The organism is Bradyrhizobium oligotrophicum, assembly GCF_051168495.1.
In the GTDB taxonomy this organism is placed as follows: domain Bacteria; phylum Pseudomonadota; class Alphaproteobacteria; order Rhizobiales; family Xanthobacteraceae; genus Bradyrhizobium; species Bradyrhizobium oligotrophicum_A.
On sequence record NZ_JBNPVB010000002.1, the window covers coordinates 564,738 to 586,099 of the forward strand.

The 21,362-nt window shown below is 66.4% G+C and carries 18 protein-coding genes and 1 pseudogene; 1 reads left to right on the forward strand and 18 read right to left on the reverse strand.

Going from position 1 to position 21,362, the window contains the following annotated elements; genetic code table 11:
* Window positions 1-315: 315 nt before the first annotated feature.
* From ACQR1B_RS06080 to ACQR1B_RS06110, 7 genes are all read right to left on the reverse strand, one after another.
* Window positions 316-501, reverse strand: a complete 186-nt coding sequence (locus tag ACQR1B_RS06080) for a hypothetical protein (RefSeq protein ID WP_434835392.1) — start codon at window positions 499-501, stop codon at window positions 316-318.
* Between the two features lie 396 nt (window positions 502-897).
* On the reverse strand, window positions 898-1,944 hold the full coding sequence (locus ACQR1B_RS06085; RefSeq protein WP_434835393.1) for a peptidase M29: 1,047 nt from the start codon (window positions 1,942-1,944) through the stop codon (window positions 898-900).
* Window positions 1,945-1,975: 31 nt separating this feature from the next.
* The gene (locus ACQR1B_RS06090) at window positions 1,976-2,740 is read right to left on the reverse strand and encodes an ABC transporter permease (protein WP_434835394.1); all 765 of its coding nucleotides are present in this window, start codon (window positions 2,738-2,740) and stop codon (window positions 1,976-1,978) included.
* Complete coding sequence (locus ACQR1B_RS06095) at window positions 2,737-3,513, reverse strand: ABC transporter permease (RefSeq protein ID WP_434835395.1); 777 nt, start codon at window positions 3,511-3,513, stop codon at window positions 2,737-2,739. The genes ACQR1B_RS06090 and ACQR1B_RS06095 overlap by 4 nt, the downstream gene beginning before the upstream one ends.
* Entirely contained in the window at window positions 3,510-4,355 is an 846-nt protein-coding gene (locus tag ACQR1B_RS06100; RefSeq protein WP_434835396.1) for an ABC transporter ATP-binding protein, read from the reverse strand. Before ACQR1B_RS06100 ends, ACQR1B_RS06095 begins: the two co-directional genes overlap by 4 nt.
* 106 nt (window positions 4,356-4,461) lie before the next feature.
* On the reverse strand, window positions 4,462-6,168 hold the full coding sequence (gene ilvD, locus ACQR1B_RS06105) for a dihydroxy-acid dehydratase (protein WP_434835397.1): 1,707 nt from the start codon (window positions 6,166-6,168) through the stop codon (window positions 4,462-4,464).
* Between the two features lie 27 nt (window positions 6,169-6,195).
* A complete protein-coding gene (locus ACQR1B_RS06110) occupies window positions 6,196-7,173 on the reverse strand; it encodes an ABC transporter substrate-binding protein (protein WP_434835398.1) in 978 nt (325 codons plus the stop codon).
* A gap of 692 nt (window positions 7,174-7,865) precedes the next feature.
* Between ACQR1B_RS06110 and ACQR1B_RS06115 the strand changes: the two genes are divergently transcribed.
* On the forward strand, window positions 7,866-8,216 hold the full coding sequence (locus tag ACQR1B_RS06115; RefSeq protein ID WP_434835399.1) for a RidA family protein: 351 nt from the start codon (window positions 7,866-7,868) through the stop codon (window positions 8,214-8,216).
* A 23-nt stretch (window positions 8,217-8,239) separates the two neighbouring features.
* Here the strand turns inward: ACQR1B_RS06115 and ACQR1B_RS06120 are convergent, their stop codons facing one another.
* The 11 genes and pseudogenes from ACQR1B_RS06120 to ACQR1B_RS06170 all read right to left on the reverse strand — a co-directional run bounded on the left by ACQR1B_RS06120 (window position 8,240) and on the right by ACQR1B_RS06170 (window position 21,360).
* Window positions 8,240-8,476, reverse strand: coding sequence for a hypothetical protein (locus ACQR1B_RS06120; RefSeq protein ID WP_434835400.1), 237 nt, complete (start codon window positions 8,474-8,476; stop codon window positions 8,240-8,242).
* A gap of 77 nt (window positions 8,477-8,553) precedes the next feature.
* Window positions 8,554-9,912 (reverse strand): sigma-54-dependent transcriptional regulator, encoded by a 1,359-nt coding sequence (locus ACQR1B_RS06125; protein WP_434835401.1) that lies wholly within the window; start codon window positions 9,910-9,912, stop codon window positions 8,554-8,556.
* A 12-nt stretch (window positions 9,913-9,924) separates the two neighbouring features.
* On the reverse strand, window positions 9,925-11,727 hold the full coding sequence (locus ACQR1B_RS06130) for a sensor histidine kinase (protein WP_434835402.1): 1,803 nt from the start codon (window positions 11,725-11,727) through the stop codon (window positions 9,925-9,927).
* 156 nt (window positions 11,728-11,883) lie between these two features.
* Entirely contained in the window at window positions 11,884-13,206 is a 1,323-nt protein-coding gene (locus tag ACQR1B_RS06135) for an NAD(P)/FAD-dependent oxidoreductase (RefSeq protein ID WP_434835416.1), read from the reverse strand.
* A 275-nt stretch (window positions 13,207-13,481) separates the two neighbouring features.
* Window positions 13,482-14,795, reverse strand: coding sequence for a dicarboxylate/amino acid:cation symporter (locus ACQR1B_RS06140; protein WP_434835403.1), 1,314 nt, complete (start codon window positions 14,793-14,795; stop codon window positions 13,482-13,484).
* A 41-nt stretch (window positions 14,796-14,836) separates the two neighbouring features.
* A pseudogene (locus ACQR1B_RS06145) lies at window positions 14,837-15,016 on the reverse strand (dihydrolipoyl dehydrogenase); the annotation flags it as partial.
* A 570-nt stretch (window positions 15,017-15,586) separates the two neighbouring features.
* Window positions 15,587-15,901 (reverse strand): hypothetical protein, encoded by a 315-nt coding sequence (locus tag ACQR1B_RS06150; protein WP_434835417.1) that lies wholly within the window; start codon window positions 15,899-15,901, stop codon window positions 15,587-15,589.
* A 212-nt stretch (window positions 15,902-16,113) separates the two neighbouring features.
* Window positions 16,114-17,445, reverse strand: coding sequence for a lysine N(6)-hydroxylase/L-ornithine N(5)-oxygenase family protein (locus ACQR1B_RS06155; RefSeq protein ID WP_434835404.1), 1,332 nt, complete (start codon window positions 17,443-17,445; stop codon window positions 16,114-16,116).
* Between the two features lie 14 nt (window positions 17,446-17,459).
* A complete protein-coding gene (locus tag ACQR1B_RS06160) occupies window positions 17,460-18,515 on the reverse strand; it encodes a GNAT family N-acetyltransferase (RefSeq protein ID WP_434835405.1) in 1,056 nt (351 codons plus the stop codon).
* A gap of 131 nt (window positions 18,516-18,646) precedes the next feature.
* The gene (locus ACQR1B_RS06165; protein ID WP_434835406.1) at window positions 18,647-20,380 is read right to left on the reverse strand and encodes a cyclic peptide export ABC transporter; all 1,734 of its coding nucleotides are present in this window, start codon (window positions 20,378-20,380) and stop codon (window positions 18,647-18,649) included.
* Complete coding sequence (locus ACQR1B_RS06170) at window positions 20,377-21,360, reverse strand: alpha/beta hydrolase (protein WP_434835407.1); 984 nt, start codon at window positions 21,358-21,360, stop codon at window positions 20,377-20,379. Before ACQR1B_RS06170 ends, ACQR1B_RS06165 begins: the two co-directional genes overlap by 4 nt.
* Window positions 21,361-21,362: the final 2 nt, after the last annotated feature.

Sequence of the window (21,362 nt, forward strand, 5' to 3'; positions counted from 1 at the left end):
GTTCATCTCGCCAACAACACCTGCCGCGCATAGGCGTCCCGGATCGGCGCCATGCCGTGCTGGCGGCGTCACGGCTTGTCAGGGACGGCGGTGTTGGGTGGAACGGATACACGGGTCAAACAGCGGCCGGCATGATGTCTCGTTCTCGCGGCGCGTTGCGCCCGAGGTCTGCGATCTGGTCGGCCCTCTTCGAGTGCAGAGGGCGCAGGGAAGGCCAGGCGTCGGCTGACGCCTGCGGCCCGCCTGCTGAAAAAATGCAGGCGGCAGGTACCACAGGTGCAGCCGGAAACACCCGGCCTTCCCTGCGCGATGGGTTTACGGCTGCTTCGCGATCTCCCCGGTGCGCCGGGCTTGTTGGCCACCGTCGTTCCCGTGATGCGTCAGCACCAGCGCGAACTTGACCTCAGCATCGGGAGGCCAGGACCACGCGACTTGACCGTCCGCGAGCGATCGTTCGTCCGCGCCCTCGTTGCCGAAGACGCTGCGATCTCTCGCGGCCATCGCATCCCCACCTCGCGTGTCGTGACGATCGCGCGCAACGCCCCTCTGCGGTGAGGCGGGATGGAGGGAGAGAACCATGATTTCCGAAAAATGGCAAGATATTTATTTTTTTCGGAATGCGTTGGAGCGCAACGGGACATGAGCGCACCTCGCCGTTTGAAGCGACCTGCCGCCTGCGATCACGGTGCGCTCCCCCGCCCTTGCGGGGCTATTGTGAGAACACATCTTCGCGGCGCGGGGATTTCACCTCGCCCCGCTTGCGGGGCGAGGGAGCGCACCGCCCGTGCCTTCAACAACACGGATCCCAACTTCGGGATGTGTGCTCAAACCTAGCCCTTGCGGCGAGCGGAGCGGACTGCCCGCGTGCGCCCGCTCGCGCCCCCACGAACAGAAAGCCTACCCGAACACGTCCTGCAGCACGCCGTCCTTGATCACGGCCACGCCATCCAGCTCGATCGTCGTCCCCATCATCGGCAGGTCGAAATGGCCGGCGGTGTAGCGGCCGGCGAATTCGTTGGCGCCGGTGGAGAACAGGAAGTTGCCGGGGACGGCGCGCAGCTCGGTGCCGTTGGTGTCGCGCTGGTCGTACATTGTCAGCGCCTCGTAGCGCGCGCCGGGATTCATGCCCCAGCCGACATGCGACACCGCATAGGCCTCGCGGTCGCCCCAAGAGGCGAGATAGGCGCGCATCATCGCGGCGTCGGCGCCCTCGCCTTCCAAGGCGGTGATGTAGTCGTCGCGCATGGTCATGGTCACGGGCGATGTGAGATAGCGCTTGAAGGTGAGGTTGATGTCGCCGGGCGCCATCACGATGGTGCCGTTGACGGACCCGCTCTTGGGGAAGCTGACGACGATGCCGCCCGGCCAATGCGCCAGGGTGCCGGGACGGTCGGTCCAGCCCCAGACGCCGACGGTGGAGGCGCCCTCCATGATCACGTCGAGATCGGTGCCGGCCTTGGAGGTCACGCGCATGCGCTTGGTGCTGCGGAGCATCTTGGCGGCGGCGCGGACGCGCTTCTCCAGCGCGGAATCAGGCCGCATGCGCTCCAGCGCCTCGGGATGCTCGTTGGAGATGACGAGAATCCGCGCGCCGGCCTTGAGGATCTCCGGCGTCTCCACCGCGTGCATCAGCCCTTCGATGGTGCAGTCGACGACGAAGCCCGCCTGCTGGAGCGCGGTCACGACGGGGCCGAGCTTGCCGATGGCTTCAGACGCGCCGGTCGAGCGCACCGGAACGGGATGAGGGTTGCGCGGGGTCGGCACCACCACGTGGAACGGACGTGCGCCCATGCGCAGCAGCGCCAATTCCGCGAGGTGGACGTTGAGCGCGCGCGACTGCGTCTCGGACAGGATCGCGGCGGTATCACCGGCCTTTACGGCGCAGCGCTCGAAGATCTCGCAGAATGCGTCGATCCATTTCGCCTCGATGCGATCCGCCAGCATGGTCGTTCTCCCGATTGTTGTTTCTTCTGTATCAGACCGAGGGGAAGCCGCGCAGCAGGTAAGCGCGCAGGCCCTGCAGCAGGGCGTTGAGAATGAGCCCGAGCAGCGAGATCGTGATCAGCGGCACGAACATGTCGACGGCCTGGAAGGTGCGCGCGGCGGTGACCAGCACATGGCCGAGCCCGTCGGTGGAGGTGATCATCTCGGCCAGGAACACCACGATGCAGGAGATCACGAGGCCGATGCGGCAGCCGGTCAGGATCGAGGGCATCGCGGCCGGCAGCACCACCTTCCACAGCACGTCGCGCGGCGGCGTGCCGGCCGCGAGCGCCGACCAGATCAGCTTCTGCTCGACGGTCGTGGCGCCATAATAGGTCGACAGCAGGATCGGAAACAGCGCGTCCGCCGCCACCAGCATGATCTTGGATTCGTGGCCGAAGCCGAGCAGCAGCAGGAAGGCGGGATAGAGCGCCACCTTCGGCAGCGGCGCCAGCACCCGCACGATCGGCTTGACGGCGGCATTGATGGGCGGGCTCACGGCTGCCGCAATGCCAAGGGAGACACCAAGCACGACCGCGATCGCAAAGCCGGCGAACAGCCGGAACAAGGTCGCCGCGATGTCCTGCTGAAACGTGGAATCGGAGAGCTGCTGGCCCATGCGCAGGAACACCTGGCCAGGCGGCGGCAGCAACGTCGCCGGTGCGAAGCCGAACGACACCAGTCCATGCCAGCCCAGCAGCACCAGCACGATCGGCACCGCACCCAGCAGCAGCTCGTTGGTGGCGCGTGCGGTCATGAGAAGCTCAGGGGCATGTCGAACTGCGGCTCCGACCAGCGCACCAGCCAGCGCCGGATGACCTCGAACGCCGCATCGAGGCAGATGCCCATCGCGCCGATGATGATGATCATCGCGAACACCGTGTCGTACTGGCCCATGTCGAGGGCGTTGAACAGGATGTTGCCGGCGCCGGACTGCCGCGCGATCATCTCGCTGGTCACCATCGTGATCAGCGCCAGCACGATTCCGGTGCGGCAGCCGGTCAGGATCTCCGGCAATGCGGCCGGCAGCACGATGCGCAGCAGACGCTCGGCGGGCGACAGGCCCATCGCCGCGCCCGACCACAGCATCTTCTCCTCCACCGCCTTGGCGCCCTCGAAGCTGTGATAGATCACCGGCAGGCTGACGCCGAGGAAGATGACCAGCGTCTTGGAGATGTCGCCGACGCCGAGCCACAGCATGATGATCGGCATCAGGGCCGCCTTCGGCACCGGGTAGATCAGCATCAAGAGCGGATTGAAGAAGGCGGCCGTCGACCGGCTGCGGCCCATCAAGAGCCCCAGCGGAATCGCGAACGACAGCGCCAGCGCGAAGCCGATCGCCATCCGCCGCAGCGACGCCAGGATGTTGATCAGCGATTCCTTGTCGGTGAGAATCGGCGGGATCGCGCGCAGCGATTCCAGCGCGGTCGGGAAGCTGTCGTTCTGCAGCCCGAGCGAGGCGAGCTGCCAGGCCGCGAGCAGGCCGCAGCAGGCCAGCACCGGTGCCAGCGGCTTCATGAGCCCCTTCATGACGGCAGCTCGTTGTCGCCGGACGCGTCGAACATGCGCTCGATCTCGACGATGTATTTCTGATAGCGCGGATCGAGCAGCAGCTCCTCGCGGCGGCGCGGCCGCGGCAGGTCGATGTGGATCACCTCGCGGATGCGGCCCGGCGAGCGCGACATCATCACGACCTTGTCGGACAGGAACACGGCCTCCTCGACCGAATGCGTCACGAACAGCACGGTCTTGCGGTCGCGCTCCCAGATCTCCAGCAGATCGTTCTGCAGGCGCGTGCGCGTGTGCGCGTCGAGCGCGCCGAACGGCTCGTCCATCAGCAGCACTTCGGGCCCATAGGCCAGCGTGCGCGCCAGCGCCACGCGCTGCTTCATGCCGCCGGACAGTTCCTTCGGATAGAACTTCTCGAAGCCGGTCAGCCCGACCATGGCGATCAGCGCGCGCGCCAGGGCGTCTGCCTTCGAAGGCTTCATCCCCTGCTGCAGCGGGCCGTACATGACGTTGCCGAGAACGCTCTTCCAGGGAAACAGCGCGAACTCCTGGAACACGGGGCCACGATCAGGACCAGGGCCGGTGATCGCCCTGCCCTTCATCTTGGCGGTGCCGCTGGTGGGGCTGACGAAGCCGCCGACGATGTAGAGCAGGGTCGACTTGCCGCAGCCGGAGGGGCCGAGGATCGAGACGAAGGCGCCCTCCTCGATCGCGAGCGAAATCTCCGACAGCGCGGTGTGATCGCGGCGTGAGGAGGTCTTGAAGACCTGCGACACGCGATCGATCTCGATGATCGGACCAGCCGGATGGCGGCCGAGCGCGACGCCCTCGAGCTGGTCGGGTCGGATCGGGGTCACGCCCATGTCGGCTTCTCTTTCCGATGCAGCACGCTGAAAACGCTCCGTGAAGGATGGCAAAACGATCGGTGGCAGATTAGCAAGAACCCTGCCAACCGGCCCACGGCGCAACTCATTCCTGCTCCTGATCGAACCAGGGCCATTCGGCCGGCCCCTCATGGGTGACGGCGCCGAGCGGCGCCTGACCAACCAGTTTGGCGTATTTTGCCAGCGCACCGGCCCGATGCCGCGGCGGCCGTTGTGTCCACGCGCTGCGGCGCGCCGCCAGTTCGCGCTCGTCGAGCATCACGTCGAGCGTGCGCGCCTTCGCATCGATGCGGATCGGGTCACCGTCGCGCAGCAGCGCCAGCGGTCCGCCGACGAACGCCTCCGGAGAGACGTAGCCGATGCACAGGCCGCGGGTGGCGCCGGAGAAGCGGCCGTCGGTGATCAGCGCGACCTTCTCGCCCATGCCCTGGCCGTAGATCAGCGCAGTCACGCCGAGCATCTCGCGCATGCCGGGGCCGCCGACCGGCCCCTCGTTGCGGATGATCAGCACTTCGCCCGCCTGATAGTTGCGCGCGCGGACGGCAGCGACGCAGGCCTCCTCGTCCTCGAACACGCGCGCACGGCCCTCGAACACCAGGCTCTTGAGGCCGGCGACCTTGATGACAGCGCCATCGGGCGCGAGATTGCCCTTCAATACGGCGACGCCGCCATCGGCCATCATCGGCTTGGTGGGACTGAAGACGATCTCGCCGTCGGGCGCGTGGGCCGATCCGTATTCCTCAGCCAGCGTGCGGCCTGTCACGGTGATGCACGAGCCGTCGATATGGCCGCTCTCGATCAGCGCGCGGATCACGACGGCGGCACCGCCGATGTCATAGACGTCCTTGGCTGTGTACTTGCCGCCGGGCCTGAGATTGCCGATCAGCGGCGTGCGTGCGAACACTTCGCCGACGTCATCGAGCGTGAAACGGATGCCGGCCTCGTTGGCAATCGCCGGCAGATGCAGCGCCGCATTGGTCGAGCCGCCGGTGGCTGCGACGATGGCAGCGCCGTTCTCCAGCGACTTCCGAGTCACGATGTCGCGCGGCAGCGGACCATCATGTTGGAGCATCTGCATGATCAGACGTCCGGCGTGCCGCGCGACATGCGCGCGCTCGGCATAGACGCCGGGGATCATCGACACGTTAGGCATCGACAGGCCCATCGCCTCCGACACCATGCCCATGGTGTTGGCGGTGAACTGTCCGGCGCAGGCGCCGATGGTCGGCAGGCAGGAGCGTTCGATGCCTTCGAGCGTGGCCGCGTCGATCTCGCCGGTCATGTAGCTGCCGACGGCCTCATAGGAATCGAGCACCGTCAGCGTCCGGCCCTGATACTTGCCGGGCAGCGCACTGCCGCCATAGATGAAGATCGACGGCACGTTGCAGCGGACCGTGCCCATCATGACGCCGGGCAGAGTCTTGTCGCAGCCGCCGAAGCCGATCAGCGCGTCATAGGCGAGGCCGTGGACCACGGCCTCGATCGAATCGGCGATCAGCTCGCGCGAGAACAGCGAGAACTTCATGCCCTCGTGGTTCATGCTGATGCCGTCGGAGACGGAGACGGTCGCGAACTCGCGCGGCGTGCCGCCGGCCTCGGAGACACCCGTCTTGGCCGCCTCGACCTGGAAGTCGTGCGTCATGTTGCAGGGCGTCTGCTCGCCCTTCTGGCTGACGATTCCGATCATCGGCTTGGCGATGTCGGCATCATCCAGGCCCATCGCGCGCATGAAGGCGCGGTGCGGGGCGCGATCGAGCCCCTCCACCGTGACGCGCGAGCGCAGCTTCTTCATCGACGGCAACCTCCGCGCTGCCAGCGCCTACTGGATCGGCGCGACGATCGTGGGATGCTTGAACTGCGCGACGTCGAGCTTCGGCAGCATGCCGGTCTCGGCATAGATGTCGAGCATCTTCTGGATCGCCGGGAAGTTGGGGGCTGCGACCGGATCGCGGCCGAAATCATTGTCCTTGAGCAGATAGGTGTCGATGACGGCGACCGGCGCCTTCATCACCTCGGACACGACCTTCAAGGTCTCGTCGCGGTTGGCGAGCGCCTTCTTCATGCCGGCGGTGATGTCGCGCACATAGGCCTTCACCAGCTCCGGATTCTTGTCGACGAAATCGGCGCGGCAGGCTTCGAGGATGTGCACGATGTTCGGCATCGCCTCCGACAGCGAGAACAGCTTGCGGGTGCCGCCCTTGGCCTCGGCGCGCGCGGCGAACGGCTGGTTCATGTTGACGGCGTCGACGCGGCCCTGGCGCAGCGCGTCCTCCGACACCGCGAAGCCGACCTCGACCAGCTTGATGTCCTTGGCGGGATCGAGCCCGGCCTGCTTCAGGAGCATGTTGAACGGCCCCTGCGTGCCGCCGCCGATCACGGAGATGCCGACCGTCTTTCCCTTGAGATCGGCGATGGTCTTGATCGGCGAATCGTCCTTGACCGCCCAATACACCGAGAACCCGCCCGGCTTCTCGTAGACGTGCTGGGCGACGATGTAGGCCTTGAGCCCGCCGCCGACGACGCCGTTCGACAGCGACAGCGGCGCCTGCGTCGCGCAATCCAGCGCGCCTGCGGCAAGCGCCTGGGTCATCGGTGCCGTCCCCTGGAACTGGGTCCATTCGATATTGTAGGTCTTGCCGAGATCCGGAAATTCGGTCGGGCGCTTCATCATCCAGTATTTGGATTCTTCCGCCGGAATGGTCCAGCCGACGCGGATCGTCTGCTGCGCCAGCGCCGGCGCTGCGCTCGTCCCCAACGCGATCGCAGCCCATGCCGCCAGCATCAATTTCTTCCGCATCGTGCCCCTCCGCCTCATCAAAACAGGAACTCAAAACAGGAACTTGGCGGAGAATGTTTCATGTCTCAAATAACCGTGCAAGCGCGGAAAACGCCCCATCCTTGCCTCAGCCATGGGCAAGGCGAGCTTCGCAGCGCGGCGAGATGGCGGCCATCGAGACTGTCGCCGACCGTGTGTCTCGTCGGCTGCGGCAACGCAAGGTCGCGTCCTGCGGTGACTCTGGCCTCATGGTTCGAGACGCGCCGCAGGCGGCGCTCCTCACCATGAGGGGCAAAAGCCGAGGCACTGCACACCGGACCATGAACGCGAAGAGCGTACTCATGAAGGGATCTTCTCGCTCCATCGCCCTGAACGACCGTCCCTCCTCACCCTGAGGAGACCGCCCTCAAGGCGGTCGTCTCGAAGGGCGAGGCCTCGCCGGGGCCTCATGGTTCGAGACGCGCCGCGATCGACGACGCTACCTCGAATTAACAGAACGGGCGCGGCGCTCCTCACCATGAGGTTTGGGTTCCGAAACCCGCCGCAGGCTGGCGTCTCGAAGGACGGGTGGAGGGCACGCTGGTGCCAAGCTGCAAACATCCGCGCTGGACAACGGCTCATTTGCGGCCTCGGCCCTGCCTCAGCCGACTGGCGCTGCCGCGTTGCACGCGCTAGGGAAAGGCCCCGATTTGACCTTTCCAAGGAGTTCTCCAATGTCGATCCAGCGTTTCGAAACCGGCCCGCGCATGAGCCAGGTCGTCGTGCACGGCAATACCGTCTATCTCGCCGGTGTGGTGGCGCAGAAGACCGCCGGCGAGAGCGTGACCAAGCAGACCGAAGAGATCCTCTCGATCATCGACGGTCACCTCGCCAAGGCCGGCACCGACAAGTCGAAGCTCTTGTCCGCGACGATCTATCTCACCGACATCAAGACTTTCGGCGAGATGAACGCAGTATGGGACGGCTGGGTGTCGGCCGGCAATACGCCCGCCCGCGCCACCGTCGAGGCCGGGCTTGCCGCGCCGCAATTCACGGTCGAGATCATGGTAATCGCGGCGAAGTAAGCCGCTGAGGCGGCCGCGGCACTCTACGCAGTGTCGCGGCGGCCGGTGCGGGGATTGAGCGGCGCGCGCCGCGCGCGCGTGAGGCCTTCCGGCAGCACCGGCTCGGTGCCGGGCAGCGGCTCGGCGCGCACGTCGGCGCCCCACTGCTCGCGTTGGCGCGGCGTGGTTTCGTCCTTGACCTGGTGCGGCTGCGGCAAGCCGGTCTTGCTGACGGGGTCGTAGGCGCCGGAGCGCTGGTCGCGGGTATCTCTGCCTGTCATGGGGGATCAACGGCGCTGCCGCAGCGTTCGTTCCTCGCGTCCGTGATAGGGCGCGCCGCGAGCTGGCCCTCCGAACATCAGTGCTTCTCTCTGACGCTCTCGACCTTGACGGCGAGCCGCTTGATCTTGTCGTACAGCGTCTGCTTCGGAATGCTCAGAAGCGCCGCGGTGGCCTGGACATCGCCGAGCTTGCGGCGCAGCGCATCCTCGATGATCGAGCGCTCGATGTTCTCCAATTGCCGGGGCAGCGACAGCTCCGAGGCGGCCGCGTCCGAGCGACCGAGGACCTTGCGGTCGAGTACGCCGAGCACGAAGCGGTCGGCGACGTTGCGCAGTTCGCGGACGTTGCCGGGCCACGCATAGCCGAGCAGCAGCGACATGGTCTGCTCGTCCACGATCGGCGCGTCGCGCTCGAACCGCTTGGCGGCCTCCAGCGTGAAGTGCTCGAACAGAATCGGGATGTCCTCGCGCCGCTCGCGCAAGGGCGGCAGCTCGATGAAGGCGACGCCGAGACGATAATACAGATCGGCGCGGAACTGCTTGCTCTCGCTGAGCTCGTAGAGATTGGCCTTGCTGGCGGCGACGACGCGGCAGTCCACCGCGACCGGCTTGTTGGAGCCGACGCGCTCGATCGAGCGGTCCTGCAGGGCGCGCAGCAGCTTGACCTGCACGCTGAGCGGCATGCTCTCGATCTCGTCGAGGAACAGGGTGCCGCCATGGGCATATTCGATCTTGCCGATGCGCTGTTTGGTGGCGCCGGTGAAGGCGCCGGCCTCGTGGCCGAACAATTCGCTCTCGACCAGCGACTCGGGCAGCCCGCCGCAATTCACCGCGACGTAGTTGCCGCCGCGGCGGACGCTGTGATTGTGCAGGCAGCGGGCGACGACGTCCTTGCCGGTGCCGGTCTCGCCATAGATCGTGACGTCGACATTGGTCGAGGCGAGATTGGCGACGAGCCGGCGCACCTCCTGGATTTGCGGCGAACGACCCAGGAGGCTCGCCTCGATGCCCTGGCGGTCGGCCAGCGCTGAGCGCAAGGTGCGCACTTCCAGCGTCAGACGCCGCTTGTCGAGCGCGCGGCGCACGACCGAGACGAGTTGCTCGGATGAGCACGGCTTCTCGATGAAGTCATAGGCGCCGTTGCGCATCGCTTCGACGGCCATCGAGATGTCGCCGTGGCCGGTGACCAGGATGACCGGCAGGTCCGGGTCGAACCGGTGCAGCTCGGACAGCCATTCGGTGCCGCTCCTGCCGCGCAGGCGCACGTCGGAGACCACCACGAACGGCATGTCGGCGCGGACGGATGCGCTCGCCGCTTCGACCGAACCGAACGGGGTGACTTCGAGGCCGGCGAGCTGCAGCGCCTGGACGGCGCCGATGCGCACATCCTCGTCGTCCTCGACATAGATCACGCCGATCGGCTGCTCATGTGTCATGCAAAAACCTCGTCACTCGGCCAGCGGCAGCAGCACGACGAACTCGGCGCCGCCGGTCTCGAGATTGCGCGCCCGCAGCTCGCCGCCGAACGAGCGCGCGATGTGGTTGGCGATCACGAGGCCGAGGCCTAAGCCTTTGCCGGCCGGCTTGGTGGTCACGAACGGCTCGAACATGCGATCGAGAACATCGGCGGCAATGGCGGGACCGCTGTTGCCGATGGCGATGCGGCACTGGCCCTCCTCGCGCACGGCGCGGATCTGGATCGACTTCTGCGCGGCGCCCTCGACGGCGTCGAGCGCGTTGGCGACGATGTTGCAGAGCAGCTGCTCGAGCCGGATCTGATCGGCGCGGACATGCAGATCCAGCGCGAGATCGATGGTCACCTCGACGCCGCCGTCCTTCACCCGGGCACCGAGGATCATGAGCGTCTCGGACACCGCCTGCTCGACCGCGACGGCATCGAGCGGCGCGTTCGATTTGTAGGCGAAGACGCGCAGCTGGCCGGTCAGGCGCGCGAGGCGGCGCACGAGGTCGCCGATACGGACGAGATTGCCGCGCGCCTCGGCAACCATGCCGCGATCGACGAACTGCACGGCATTGTCGGATGCGGTCTGCAGCGCCGCCAGGGGCTGGTTGATCTCGTGCACCATGCCCGCCGACATCTGGCCGAGTACGGCGAGCTTGCCGGCGTGCACGAGTTCGTCCTGCGCGGCGCGCAGTTCGGCGGTACGCTCCTGCACCCGCATCTCGAGCCGGTCGTTGGCGGCCTGCAGCGCGGCCTGGTTCGCGAGACGTTGCCGGATCTCGTTCCGGCGCTGCGTCAGCAGGCCGAAGGCGAGCAGCGCGACGATGCTGGCGAGCCCGGAGAGCGTGCCGATGACCAGGGACGTGCGCAGGATCGGCGTCTCGTCGTCGAGCAGCAGCAACTGCCATTGCCGCTCGTTGAGAGGCCGCTCGTCGACGCTGTAGACCGCGCCGCGCTCGATCGCGACCTCGCCGCGGCGATGGGTGGCCTCCGTGAAGATCCAGCCGAGCGGCGCGAGATTGGAGCTGCCATAGGGCTTCGACGTCGCGATCTCCTCCAGCGCCTCGACCGACAGCGGCGCCAGCGGGCGAAAGCGCCATTCGTCGCGCGAGGCGAGGATGGTCACGCCGCGGGCGTCGACCAGCACCATGTCGCTGCCGCGGTTGCGCCATTCGCGCTCGAAGGCATCGAGATTGACCTTGACCACGGCGACGCCGATCGTCCGGCCCTCGCGCTTGACCGCATAGGACAGATAATAGCCGGCGCGCGCGCTGGTGATGCCGATGCCGAAGAAGGCGCCGCGGCCGGTCGCCAGCGCCTGGCGCATATAGGGCCGGTAGGACAAATTGCTGCCGACCGGCGTGCCCGGCTGGTCGAAGTCGGCCGCCGCGATCGCATCGCCGGCGACGTTCAGCACATAGAGATTGTCGGCGCCGGCCAGCAGATTGATGGACTTCAGGTACAGGCTGACGCTCTGCTGCAGCGCGCGGTCATCCGGCGTGCCGAGCAGCCGGTCGACGTCGGGCGAGGTCTCCAGCAGCGAGGGCAGATATTCGAAGCGGGAGAGATAGCCGTCGAGCTGCGCGGCTTCGACCGCGAGCCGCTGCTGAGCCGCGGCGTGCCTCTGGTCGAGCCCGCGCGAGAAGGCGATGGCATAGCCGAGCCAGGCCGCCGCCCCGACCAGCGCCACGGCCATGAGGCCGCGCACGAGCCAGCCCATGCGCCCCGGGACCACCGCGGCGACGTCGGGAGGTCCGTCGAGGCGGATCCGGATGGGGAGGTCCGTCATCTCCTGAGCCAGGCAAATCCGAGGTGTGGCGGGCCGCGCCGACCGCGCCCGCTTTTCGCCAGCAACTCTAGAGACTTGCGCTGGAATAGGCGACAGCAAAATCGGCCGCCGGCGACGCCGCAATGCAGCGCGGCCGCCCGCCCCGGCCGGCGCCCATCAGTGCAGCTTGACGTGCGGCTCGGTGCGGCGGGTGATCAGGCGGGCGAGCGTGTCCAGGGTGACCTTGGCGAGGCCATGCAGCGCGTATTCGTGCATCTTGTACAGCGACAGATACATCATCCGCGCAAACAAGCCCTCGAACACCAGATTGCCGCCGACCAGCGCGCCCATCATCGAGCCGATTGTTGAGAACTCGCCGAGCGACACCAGCGAGCCGAAATCGCGATAGCGGTAATCCGTCAGCGCCGCGCCCCAAATGAAGCGCGGGATCTGCTTGGTGAGATGCGAGGCCTGCTGATGCGCCGCCTGCGCCCGCGGCGGCACGTTGCCGCGCTCGCCCCAGGAGCAGGCCGAGCAGTCGCCGATCGCGAAGATGCGCTCGTCGCGCGTGGTCTGCAAGGTCTGCTTGACCACGAGCTGGTTGATCCGGTTGGTCTCCAGCCCCGCGATGTCCTTGAGGAAGTCCGGCGCCTTGACGCCCGCGGCCCACACGATCAGCTCGGCCGGGATGACACGGCCATCGGCGAGGCTGACCTTGTCGGCTCCGACCTCGGCGACCTTGGCGCCCACCAGGACCTCGACGCCCAGACGCGCGAGCAGCTTCTCGGTCTCGCGCGAGACGCGATCCGGCAGCGCGGGCAGCACCCGGCCCGCGGCCTCGATCAGCGTGATCCTGATGTCCTTCTCGGCGTCGACCTGGTCGAGGCCATAGGCCACCACCTCCCGTGTCGTGCGGTGCAGCTCGGCAGCCAATTCGACGCCGGTCGCGCCGGCGCCGATGATCGCGACCTTGAGCTGGTGCGCGGCGATCGGCGAGGATTGGGCATGGACGCGGATGCACGCATTGACCATGCGCTCGTGGAAGCGGCTGGCGTCGCGCTGCGATTCCAGCTTGATCGCGTGATCGACCACACCAGGCGTGCCGAAATCATTGTTCTGGCTGCCGATGGCGAGCACGAGCACATCATAGGGAATGGTACGCTTTGGCGTGACCTCGCGCCCCTCGGCATCGAGATAGGGCGCGACCAGCACCTCGCGCGTGTCGCGATCGAGGCCGATCATGTCGCCGATGCGGTAGTGGAAACCGTGCCAATAGGCCTGGGCGAGATAGTCGACCTCGTGGGCCGAGATGTCCATGCTGCCGGCGGCGATCTCGTGCAGCTTCGGCTTCCAGACATGGGTGCGGTTGCGCTCGACCAGGGTGACGTCGATCCGGCCCTTGCGGCCGTATTTGTCGCCGAGGCGCGTGGCGAGTTCCAGTCCGCCGGCGCCGCCGCCGACGATCACGACACGCGGAACTCCCGACTGCGCACCGGCCATCATCCAACCTCCCCAAGAATGGCCGCGTGGTGCCCGCACGCCTGCTGGTGCACCAGATCCCGAACGCCGCCCGCCGCCATGTCGACGATGCACCGCACCGTCGACGATGGCGTCAGGATATACGGCGGCTTTGCGGCACGAACAGGACGCCTCCCACGGCGGGCCCAAGCCCTGCCGCCATTCTTAACAGACGACGCGAGATGTTGGCAGGCGATGATGTTCGCGTGTCGCTTCTCCCAGGTCCCGATCCATTATCCTCCTCGACATACGCAGCGCTAGCCGGTGGTGACCGCGACCTCGACGTCGGCCGGGTCGATGTCGCGATCGAGCGCGATGCGCAGCTTGTCGCGGTCGAGTTCGCCTTCCCACCACGCCACGATCACGCAGGCGACGCCGTTGCCGCACAGATTGGTCAGTGCGCGGCACTCGCTCATGAACTTGTCGATGCCGAGCACGATCGCCATGCCCGGAACCAGTTCGGGCCTGACGGCTGCGAGCGTGCCGGCCAGGGTGATGAAGCCGGCGCCGGTGATGCCCGAGGCGCCTTTCGAGGTCAGCATCGCGACGAGGAGGATCGTGATCTGCTCGCCGAACGAGAGGTGTACGTTCATCGCCTGCGCGATGAACAGCGTCGCCAGGGTCATGTAGATGTTGGTGCCGTCCAGATTGAAGGAATAGCCGGTCGGAACGACCAGACCGACGACGGGCTTGGAGCAGCCGAGCCGCTCCAGCTTCTCCATCATCTGCGGCAGCGCGCTCTCGGACGACGAGGTGCCGAGTACGATCAGGAGTTCGTCCTTGATGTATTTCAGGAACTTCAGGATCGAGAAGCCGGCGATGCGGGCGATGATGCCGAGCACGACCACGACGAAGACGAGCGCCGTGAGATAGAAGGTCGCGATCAGGCCGGCGAGGTTGCCGAGCGCCTGCGGACCATAGCGCCCGATGGTGAAGGCCATCGCGCCGAACGCGCCGATCGGGGCCGCCTTCACGACGATGGCGATGACGCCGAAGATCGCATGCGCCGCGTCGTCGATGAAGGCGCGCATCGTATGGCCGCGCTCACCCAGGGTCATCAGGGCGATGCCGAACAGGATCGAGAACAGCAGCACCTGCAGGATCTCGCCTTGCGCGAAGGCGCCGACCACCGTGTCCGGGATGATGTGGAGCACGAAGTCGACCGACTTCATCTCGCTCGCCTGTTTGGCGTAGTTGGCGACGGCCGCGGCGTTGGTCTGGCCCTGGAAGCCCGCCCCCGGCTGGATGAAATTGCCGACGATCAGCCCGATGGCGAGGGCGAAGGTCGAGACGATCTCGAAATAGATCAGCGCCTTGACGGCGACGCGGCCGACCTTCTTCACCTCGGAGACATGCGCGATGCCCGACACCACGGTGCAGAAGATCACCGGCGCGATCACCATCTTGATCAGCTTGACGAAGCCGTCGCCGAGCGCCTTGATCCAGTCGTTCTTGCCGAACTCCGGCCAGACCCATCCGACGATGACGCCGAGCACGATGGCGACCAGGACCTGAACATAGAGAACGCGGTAGAACGGCTTTTTTGGTTCCACGGTGGCGGTTGCAGACATCGTATCTTTTCTCCCTGGTCTCACTCGGTCTACGTCTCGTCTCAAAGCGCCGACGCCCGCTTCGGCGGCGGCAGGTCGGTGCAATACTCTTCGAAGACCTCGGCGGCTATCCCGATGGATTCGCCGAGCGTCGGATGTGGATGGATGGTCTTGCCGATCTCGGCCGGCTCGCAGCCCATCCCGACAGCCAGGCAGATCTCGCTGATGAGATCGCCCACATGGGGCCGAGGCCGATCACCGTCCTACGCTTCGGAATCGACGTGAGCTGCCCCGCGCCGGTGCAGTCGACGATGCGCGGATCGCCGGCGGCGTGTTCGTGTCCGCAATCGTCATCATCGTCTCCAATGCATCCCGAGCCGAGTCGCCATATCCAAGAGCGCCACCGCCAGCAAAGGGGCGGACGCGCGATGCTGCTCAGGCGGGCTCGCCTGTCTGGTCGTTCTCAGGAAATGGGTGGGCTGTGGGCTGGCATCGGGACGTCCCCTCGCGTCGACTGTTCTGGAGCTGGCGCTCGTTTGGAGGGGCTCGTAGCAGTATTCGTGCCAGCGAAGCGATGCGGCGTGAGGCGGCCGCATGTGCTTCGATTTGCTACCGTTTGCAAGCCATCACGGGAATGGGCCGGTCCGCCGGCCGGTCGAGCGTCCGGACTCTCGGAAATCAGCGACAGCGGCCATCCGAAAACCCGGACTGACGAGGAAGCGCCCTTGAGCGGGGCCTTGCCACGGCGGCGAACCTTCGAGCGCCGGACACCCCACATCCCCCTTCGGACGACGGTCGGGCTCCGCAGATCGTCAGCCCGGCTCCTTGGGAGGGGCCTTCGGATCGAGCCGGCGCCGCCGGGCCCCCAGACGCGACCGGCGGATGCGGCGCTTGCGAAACTCCAGGCTGCACATCGCAATATCGATGCTTTCGGCTGGCCGCCGCAGGCGGCGTCCATGGAAGCCGAGCCACTTCTCGACCTGCCGCACCAGGATGCGGTCGAGATCGAGACGCCGCATCAGTTCGTCGCGCGTATGCAATGACGCGATGTCGACGATGTAGTCGTAACGCTCCGACATGGTGCGGCCGACGAGCCGCGCGTGATCACTCGATACCAATAAAGTCACGACCCGCTCAGGTAAATGCGGCTCACCCATTTCCCATTCCCACGCTCCGCCGTGCTTGCTTGCCGATCCACGACGCCGGCCCTCCACCATTCGCAAACACGACGATCAACAATGCTCATCAGCCGTGACGCTCAATCAGCGCCGCGGCCATCACGGAGGCTCCCTGCTCCGGCTCAGTCATTCATCACCTTCGACGACATGATGCCCAGCCCTCACGAGTACACGCGTTCGGTCAGTTGCGGATCCTGCTCCGGACTGCGCTGCTTCGCCGCAGTCGACGCCAGGGAGGCCATGATCTCCTGGGCGCGCATCGGCAGCACCGACAGCAGCGTGTCGCTCAGCCCGTGGGACACCTCGGCGCATCCCTGCAGGTAGACCTGCGGACGGAAGGCGGGACTGGTCTGGAGACGATAGTCCCGATCCAGCGCGCTCGACTCGACGTAGCGGCTGATCGGATCGAGGAACGCCGGGATCGGCGATCGCTCGTAGCCGGTAGCGAGCACCACCACGTCATAGGACGCCCGGCGGCGAACGTCCTCGTCCTTGTTGAGGAGTTCGAGGTCTATTCCGGCGGGGCCGGCTTCCGCACCGACGATCTCGCTGCGGGGATGGAGCGCCAGCCGCCGCGCCCCCGAGACCCGCTGCTGATAGGTCAGGCGATAGAGCTGGTCGAGCAGATCCGGATCGACGACGGCATAGTTGGTGTTGCGGAAACTGCGGATGATCGCCGCGCGCTGGCCCTCCTCGCGCGAATGGAAATAGTCGGTATAGTCCGGATTGAAGATCTCGTTCACGAACGGGCTGCTGTCCGACGGCTTGAGCGCGTGCGCGCGGAAGACGAGATCGACATGGGCCTCCGGAAGCCGCTCGCTGAGATCGAGGGTGACCTCGGCCGCGCTCTGACCGCCGCCGATGACGGCCACGCGCGGCGCCCGGCCGCTCATCTCGGCGATGACGGTAGAATCGAGATAGCCGCTGGTGTGCACGACCCGCCGGTCAGCCGCGATCGCCTGGAACATCGCCGGGACATGCGGCACGCCGCCGACGGCGACCACCAGATTCCGTGCCGTGCGCGACTGCTGCTCGCCCCGCCCGGTCTGCGTCACCACACGCAGCGCCGCCACCGACTGGCCGGCGGTCACCGGCTCGACCGCGACGACCGTCTCGCCATATTCGACCATCGCGCTGAACTGGCCCGCGACCCAGCGCAGATAGTCGTTGAACTCGATCCGGCTCGGATAGAACGTCCTGCAATTGGTGAAATCGAGCAGCCGGCCGGATTTGTGCAGATAGTTGATGAAGGTGAACGGGCTGGTCGGGTCGCGCAGCGACACCAGGTCCTTGAGGAAGGAAATCTGCATGTTGCTGCCGGGGAGCAGCATGCCGCCGTGCCATCTGAAGTCCGGCTGCCGCTCCACGAACAGCGCGCGGCAATTCAGCCGCCGCTGTCTCGTGCTGTCGTCGAGCGCGATCGCGAGCGCCAGATTGGATGGCCCGAAGCCGACGCCGACGACATCATAGTCCGGGGCGAGTTGAGACGACATGGGGTGATGCTCCGTCAGCGTTGGGTGTCGAGGGTCGCGTCCTTCGCCGCCGGCTGCCACAGCCGGTCGCCGAAGAAACGCTCGCGAAGCAACATGACAAGGGTCGCTCGCTTGTGCGGGAAGTCGAAATTCTTGATCCGGGCAAATCCGGCGCGGTCGAGATTGCGCAGTTGCTGGGCATGGGCCGCAGCGGGCTCGCCGACGATGCGCATGGTGCGGCTGTCGTCGAGGAACATGTAGTGCATCAGCGAGGGCAGCCAGGCGGTGATGAAGTCGCGGCCGCGAAACGCGTCCTCGCCGACGATCACATGCCAGCCGCGGTCGTAATCGGCCGCGTCGTAGAACGGCGCGATCCGGTTCTCCTTGGCCCAATACAGCTCGAAATAGCCGAAGGAACGCTCCCCGAAGCTTCCAATCAGCGGCAGCATATGCGGATCCGACAGGAGCCTGGACAGATACTGACGGTGCTTGTCGAGGTCGCCCGCCTCGTTCCAGAACGCATCCACGCGCGGATCGTTGAGCCAGCGGTGAACCAGCGCCAGATCGCGCGCGATGTCGACGACACGGAAACTAATGACGTCGGACAGCCAAGGGATGAAGCGGGAATAGACAGGGCCTTCCGGCTTCGGCGGCCGTCGCGGATGCCGTTTGCCGTCGGTCACGGCATAGGACAATGGAAATGCCGGGCGCGCCGCATCCACGAGCCAGCTCTCGCGCCGCTGCATCAGCATCTCCGGCCACAGCACCGGCTTGCCGTCCATGATCACCGCAAGGCCTTCGCGCGCGAGCGCCGCCGCCGCCGCCGGCCTGTCTCCGAGTTCGAGGACGAGCCTGTCGAGCGACGGGTGCCAGCCGAACAGCGCTTCGGCCGCGGCCGCGACACCGCGGACCAGCCCTCGCGGATCTCCGCCGTCGACAGCAAGCCGGTCGCCATGGAGGCGAAGCGACGACAGCACCGCACCATCGGCGATTACGCGAACCGTTTCATTGTCGCGGACGACCGACGTCACGGTATCGGTTCCGGCCCGGAACGTCCGGCCTCTTGCATCGAAGCTCGCGCTCGCATCCATGCGAGTCTCCCCCTCATTGCCTTTGCACTGATGTGACCGCGGTCAGCTCCCGCTCAGGATGTAAAAGTGTCGGCGCATCGAAGACAAGCATGGCCGCCGCGGCGCAGACTAGATTAGTTACAAGTTTCAGCTCACGCTCTCGATGGCGCGTGTGACGCAACCTCATCTTGCATTTTTGCTTTCGCTGAACGCTTCGATCGCGACCTCTCACGCCGCGGCGCCGACGCTTCCTCCTCGATCCGTCCGTTGCGGAGCCGCACGATCCGGTCTGCGCAGTGGAAGTAGCGATCGTCATGTGAGATCACGATGATCGTCTTGCCCAGCCGCTTCAGGTCGGCGAGCAGCTCGGTATAGAAGACGTGACGGAACGCCGGATCCTGATCGGCCGCCCATTCGTCGAACACCAGCACCGGACGTCCTTCGATCCAGGCGTTGACCAGCGCCAGGCGCTTGCGCTGGCCGGTCGACAGGTCCGTGGTCGAGAACGCGCCGTTCTCGACCGAGACCTTGTGGGCCAGTTCGAGCCGATCGAGATAGCGCTGCGCGAACTCGGGCGTGTGGCCGCCATGTTGCAGCAGCGTGTCGAACAGAAAGTAGTCGGCGAACACAGTGGTGAAGAGCTGGCGATAGTCGTCGCGGGTCGCGCTGACGACGGGCACGCCGTCGCGCAGCAGCACGCCATCATCGGGGACGTAGAGCCCCAGCAGCAGCTTGATCAACGTCGTCTTGCCGCTGCCGTTGTCGCCGACGATGAAGACGGTCTCGCCGCTCCGGATGCGCAGATCGATCGGCCCGAGCACGAAGGATGTGTCGCCGCCGGCCGCGCGGAACGCGTAAGCGACGCCACGCAGCTCGATCGATTCGATCCGCTCGGCAGCGGCTTCGGCCGGGTCGCCGAGCAGATCCTGCTCGGCGGTGGCGAACCGCTCCGACAGTTCGGCGATCCGCCGCATCGCGACCTGCGCCCGTCCGAGCGACGGCAGCATGCCGATGAGCTGATCGATCGGCCCACGCATGAACAGCAACACGAGAACGAAGCCGCTGGAGACCGATGGCGGACTGTCCGGCCACAGCAGCGGCCGCAGCACGAGCGCCGTCCCGATCACCATGAACAGCATCACCGTTCCGAGCGCGCGCGCCGTGACCAGCAGATTGATCGCACCGATCTGCACGTCGCTGATCTTCTCGACCGTGCGCTGAATCAGGTCGACGTGCACGTGATGCCGGCGGGGCCGGTGCAGACGCAGCTCCTTGGCGCCCTCGGCGATGGTACGGTAGTGCTTCTGCAGATCGTCCTCGTATTGGCGGGCGAGATTGAAGCCGGACATTCCGCGCTGACGCGCCCGGAAGTGCGCGAACGATCCGAGCGCAATCAACGCTGCCGTGATGAGAAACAGCGGCCACGACAGCACGGCGAGATAGACCAGGCAGCCGGCGACGATGACGCCGGAGACCAGGAACGCCGGAAAGAAGAAGGCGAAATCGCTGATCGCATCGACGTCCTTGGTCAAAACCGGAATCAGCCGGTGAGCCCGATAGGATTCCAGCTGATCGATCGGCGCCATCAGGATCTTGGCGGCCAGCGATTTGCGCAGCGAAGCAATGATGCGCTGGCCGACGACGTTGGCGCTGATGTCCGAGCCGACCGACCCGATCACGATCAGGACGCAGAGCCCGGCGAACGAGGCAACCAGGCTGCCGACATCGCCGGCGCCGGCGTAGAGGCCCCTGTTCACCACGGCGAGCAGGCTGGCGACGCTGCCGCCGCCGAGCAGTCCAAGCAGGATTCCGCTGAGAATCAGCTTCCAGTAAGGCCGCAACAGGCTGCCGGCATGAACGATCCCAGGATCGGATGAGGTCGTCATGAGCGGCCGGCTCCCATCTGCTGAGCAAAGATGTCGGCGAGTCTCGTGCCGATCTCGGCGCGGGCCTGCAGCGCGTCCGGCACGATGTTGCCCATGCGCAGGAACTCGTGGATCATGCCCGGATAGATCTTCAGATCGACGGCGACGCCGGCCGCGCGCAGCCGCGCCGCGTAGTCCCGGCCCTCTGCGACCAAGGGATCGAACTCCGGCAGCAGCATCAGCGCGGGCGCGACACCAGCGAGGTCGGGGGCGGCCAGCGGCGCGAACCGCCAATCCTGGCGATCGGCGTCTTCCCGCAGGTAATGCTTGAAGAACCAGTCCACGGTCTCGCGTTCGAGCAGAAAGCCGGAGCCGTATTTGGCATAGGACTCGCTGACCTGCTGTGGGCTGAGGCCGGGATAAGCGAGCACCTGGAGCAGAGGCTGTGGCAAGGAGCGATCGTCGCGGGCCGCGATGGCCAGCGCCGCCGCCAGCGTGCCGCCCGCGCTGTCGCCACCAATGGCGATACGCTGCGGGTCGAGGCCTGCAGCAGGCCCCTCGCGTCCGATCCAGGCGAGCGCATCGACGCAATCCTCGAACGCCGTCGGAAACCGATGCTCCGGCGCGAGCCGATAGGCGATCGAGAGCACGGCCGCACCGCTGTCGACAGCAAGCCCGCGGCACAGCGGCTGATGCGAATCGAGACTGCCGACGACGAAGCCGCCGCCATGCATGTAGAGCAATACGGGCAGCGGCTCGGCACAGTGAGGCGTCCGTTCCGCGTAGAGCCGCGCAGCTATCTGCGTTCCGTCGCGCATCGGCAAGGCCAAGTGTCGCTCATGCGCGAGCGGTGGCGGATCGACATCCAGCAGCGGAGACGAGGCCTCGAAGTCGGCACGCGCCTGCGCAGGCGTGAGCTGAGGAAACGGAATGCGCGCGCCGGACTCCGTTCCCAGCTGGATCATGTCGAGCAGCGCCGCGATGTCGGGATGAACGCTCATGA

Coding starts and splice junctions, on each gene's coding strand:
- ACQR1B_RS06080 (WP_434835392.1), bottom strand. CDS start 501: ATGGCCGCGAGAGATCGCAGCGTCTTCGGCAACGAGGGCGCGGACGAA.
- ACQR1B_RS06085 (WP_434835393.1), bottom strand. CDS start 1,944: ATGCTGGCGGATCGCATCGAGGCGAAATGGATCGACGCATTCTGCGAG.
- ACQR1B_RS06090 (WP_434835394.1), bottom strand. CDS start 2,740: ATGACCGCACGCGCCACCAACGAGCTGCTGCTGGGTGCGGTGCCGATC.
- ACQR1B_RS06095 (WP_434835395.1), bottom strand. CDS start 3,513: ATGAAGGGGCTCATGAAGCCGCTGGCACCGGTGCTGGCCTGCTGCGGC.
- ACQR1B_RS06100 (WP_434835396.1), bottom strand. CDS start 4,355: ATGGGCGTGACCCCGATCCGACCCGACCAGCTCGAGGGCGTCGCGCTC.
- ilvD (WP_434835397.1), bottom strand. CDS start 6,168: ATGAAGAAGCTGCGCTCGCGCGTCACGGTGGAGGGGCTCGATCGCGCC.
- ACQR1B_RS06110 (WP_434835398.1), bottom strand. CDS start 7,173: ATGCGGAAGAAATTGATGCTGGCGGCATGGGCTGCGATCGCGTTGGGG.
- ACQR1B_RS06115 (WP_434835399.1), top strand. CDS start 7,866: ATGTCGATCCAGCGTTTCGAAACCGGCCCGCGCATGAGCCAGGTCGTC.
- ACQR1B_RS06120 (WP_434835400.1), bottom strand. CDS start 8,476: ATGACAGGCAGAGATACCCGCGACCAGCGCTCCGGCGCCTACGACCCC.
- ACQR1B_RS06125 (WP_434835401.1), bottom strand. CDS start 9,912: ATGACACATGAGCAGCCGATCGGCGTGATCTATGTCGAGGACGACGAG.
- ACQR1B_RS06130 (WP_434835402.1), bottom strand. CDS start 11,727: ATGACGGACCTCCCCATCCGGATCCGCCTCGACGGACCTCCCGACGTC.
- ACQR1B_RS06135 (WP_434835416.1), bottom strand. CDS start 13,206: ATGGCCGGTGCGCAGTCGGGAGTTCCGCGTGTCGTGATCGTCGGCGGC.
- ACQR1B_RS06140 (WP_434835403.1), bottom strand. CDS start 14,795: ATGTCTGCAACCGCCACCGTGGAACCAAAAAAGCCGTTCTACCGCGTT.
- ACQR1B_RS06155 (WP_434835404.1), bottom strand. CDS start 17,445: ATGTCGTCTCAACTCGCCCCGGACTATGATGTCGTCGGCGTCGGCTTC.
- ACQR1B_RS06160 (WP_434835405.1), bottom strand. CDS start 18,515: ATGGATGCGAGCGCGAGCTTCGATGCAAGAGGCCGGACGTTCCGGGCC.
- ACQR1B_RS06165 (WP_434835406.1), bottom strand. CDS start 20,380: ATGACGACCTCATCCGATCCTGGGATCGTTCATGCCGGCAGCCTGTTG.
- ACQR1B_RS06170 (WP_434835407.1), bottom strand. CDS start 21,360: ATGAGCGTTCATCCCGACATCGCGGCGCTGCTCGACATGATCCAGCTG.